This window comes from Pseudomonas sp. EA_65y_Pfl1_P113 (assembly GCF_963970525.1).
Classification (GTDB): domain Bacteria; phylum Pseudomonadota; class Gammaproteobacteria; order Pseudomonadales; family Pseudomonadaceae; genus Aquipseudomonas; species Aquipseudomonas tritici.
Genome location: NZ_CAXAQM010000076.1, coordinates 1 through 2,849, shown reverse-complemented (window position 1 = coordinate 2,849; position 2,849 = coordinate 1). Strand labels below are relative to the sequence as shown.

Genomic DNA, 2,849 nt, shown 5'->3' with positions numbered 1-2,849 from the left:
GTTGCACGGCCAGTTCCGCTTCACGTTTTGCGATGGCGTCCTCCAACTCCGGTGATCGCTTGGCCCATTGCTCGGGTGGTAGCGGCCTGGACCATTCGATGATGTCGGGGTAAAGCAGATCAGGCGGCGGGTTCAGTTTCCAGCGTTCAAGGACATCTATCAGTAGCGTATTAAAAATAAAAATCCCGCAGAAGCCTTCCCACAAAGCAGTTATTAACCAGCCTCTCAACTTCGCAGCCTTGATAAGGTCGTCCAGGTAGGTAGCCCATATTCCTTTAGATCTGTCGAAGCGTGCCGTCTGATCTTCAACAGCGTCCGGCCCAATCTCCATATAGCTACGCATGCACTCCCACAACGCCATGGCCGTGGTGCCGCCACCACAGTTAAACCCGAACCAAAAATGCTTGTTATCCTCCTTGGCCTGCGGGTCAGGATTGTCAAAGCCTATGATCAATAAGCCCATCGTAGCTTTACCCGCCTGACTCACCGACGACTGCTGCGTGGCCGCCGCCGTCACGCTTTCCCAGGGGACAATCCAGTACTCGCCATCCTCTCGTGGCACACACACTTCGCGGCGTTGCCGATTAAAACGCACCGGCAACGGCACCTCGCGAAATAAACCTTGGATAACAAACCAGATAGGAAGAAGCATAATAATTGAGCCCAAGATCAAAATATCTTGGCTGAAGTCAGAGTTAAGATTTCGGGTAAAGTAAGACATGGCTAATACTGTCATTATACTAGGCCAAATCACCATAACTGCTGAGCCGATGCTGTAATTACCGATATCGAGAAATACCTCGTTCTTGCGCCAAATGGTGTTGAGCACGTCCGAGGGTTTTTCACCGGTGGGAATGGGTAACGGCGCCAAGTAGTCATTGCGCGAAAACATCCGTTTTTTCGTGGTGCCCGCCGGTGGCGTACTCATGCGCTGTCCTTAGGTTGCAGGTAAATAGAGCATGAACGCTCACTGTCGAGCGGGTAGCTTGGCACACGATCCAGTTCCGGTGTCGGATCGTCCCGCAGGGCAATCACGTCCCCACTGCCACTCACGGTAAAGGCCACACCGCGTTCGCCGCCGATAAAGTTGCGGGCGCCCAGCAGCGCGGTCAATGGCGTGCGATACCGCAAGCGCAGGGAGACCGTGCTGGGTGGTGTGCTAAGGACACCCTGCACTGACCTGAAGGGCCCGCTCAGGCGTAAACCTTGGCCTTCGTTAGCGGGGATCCAGCGACAGGTGCTACCGGACAGCCAGTGAGGTGCCATATCCCGCCATGGGCGAGGTGGTTTATAGGCGGAGTACGGGCTGTTTTTGATCAGGTCGCGAGACGCCTGAGTGTCGATCGGATCGCCGATTAGGCTCAGTTCCAGATAGACACTGCCAGGTTCGGCGCCGGGCAAGTCGATGGTCAGGGCATTGATGACGCTCTGGGAGGCTAGCCCGGAAGGACCACTGGATCCGACCATCACCGAGCTGCTTTTTGCGCTGACGCGGGGGGTATACAGGATGCCGTACAGTTGGTTGAGTTCGTCTTGCTGTGCTTTGGCCGCAATAGGCTCTAGATTGCCAGCTCGGGCTTTTGACCAGCAGCAATAGTTGAGGAAGTTTTGCAGTGGGGTTTGCTGAAAAAACCAAGTAACAAAGTACAGCACGCCCAGCACGAACATGATCCAGTTGAGCGGCCCCATGCACATCGAATAGCGCATGATCGCCGCTTCCACTTCCACTAGGCCCGCCAAGGCTCTCGCCGTCTGACCGACCCCTAGTAGTGCTTGGGCGCCATAGGCGGCGACCTGCCCGGCGACCACGGTCTGGCGCATCGTCAGCCACGGGTCGATGTGCGTTTGAGCGCTTTCTAGTTGTTTTTGCAGGGATTTAAATTCTGATAATGCGGCACCCGTAGATAGAAGCCCAATCACCCCACCAAACAGGGTGAGGGTTGGGGCCGCCGCTGAGCGAATCAGAAATCGATCCTTCCCCAACCCCTGCCGCACCTGATTATCAATCACTGCGGTGAGCGCGGCGGCAGCATACAACGTTGCGGAAACTGTATCGTTGACGCGCTGGCTGTCGACCCCCTCCACGGCTCCGGCTTGACTCAAGTAGTTATCCGCATTGAGCGTATTCAGCAGCAAGGCCGCCAACGGCACCACGCCACCGCTGTTGGTCACAAAGGATGAGTTCACGATGCCTTTCACATGCCCGGCACCGATGGCATCCCCCGTGGTGCGGGCCCATTGGGTCAGCCCTTCCGCTTGTTGGCCCAGTAATCTCCAGACTTGAGTGCCTCCCTCGCTCACAGACTGTAAACGGGCCTCGCTGCCCAGGCGAGCAGCAACGAAGACGCCCAGCCAGGCACTGCTGAAGGTTTTATCGCCTTTGAGTAACAGCAACGACGCAGCCAGACGGTTGACCAGCACGCTCCATGCGCCATGGGCGTCTCGGGCCATGCTCGCAAGGTCGTCCAGAATCGGCGCGGCCAGTGGCGCAAGTGCCTGATGGGTAGCCGCGATATTCTCAGCGGCCAGCGCAGCCATCAACTCGCCCAGGCGAGTGGTGTTGTTAATGCCCGCATCGAGCGAGGGCGTCCAGGCACGGAACAGTTGTGTCAGTGCGCCGCCATCGGCGGCCTGCACGTAGTCGGCGTATTGTTCGGCACCTTGGGCACGAATGCATTGGGCGGTCAGGCAACCGGTGGCCAGGTCGGTTAACCAGTGCCGTGTGTCCAGGTCATAGTAATCGACAAACCAGGTGCCGCTGGCGGACCGTTTGAGGTAAACGTCCCGGTCCGCAAACAGTGTCTGATGGCGTTGTTCGACATGCTGGAAATGCGCTGGCGCGGTGGTAT

General features: G+C 57.3%; 1 protein-coding gene and 1 pseudogene. Both read right to left on the bottom strand.

Translation table 11 applies throughout. The features are described 5' to 3' along the window. On the bottom strand, positions 1-928 hold a 928-nt coding region (locus AACY52_RS28275; RefSeq protein ID WP_339561065.1), incomplete at its 3' end, for a hypothetical protein. Next, positions 925-2,849 (bottom strand): annotated as a pseudogene (locus AACY52_RS28270) (hypothetical protein); the annotation flags it as partial. The pseudogene AACY52_RS28270 and the gene AACY52_RS28275, both read right to left, overlap by 4 nt.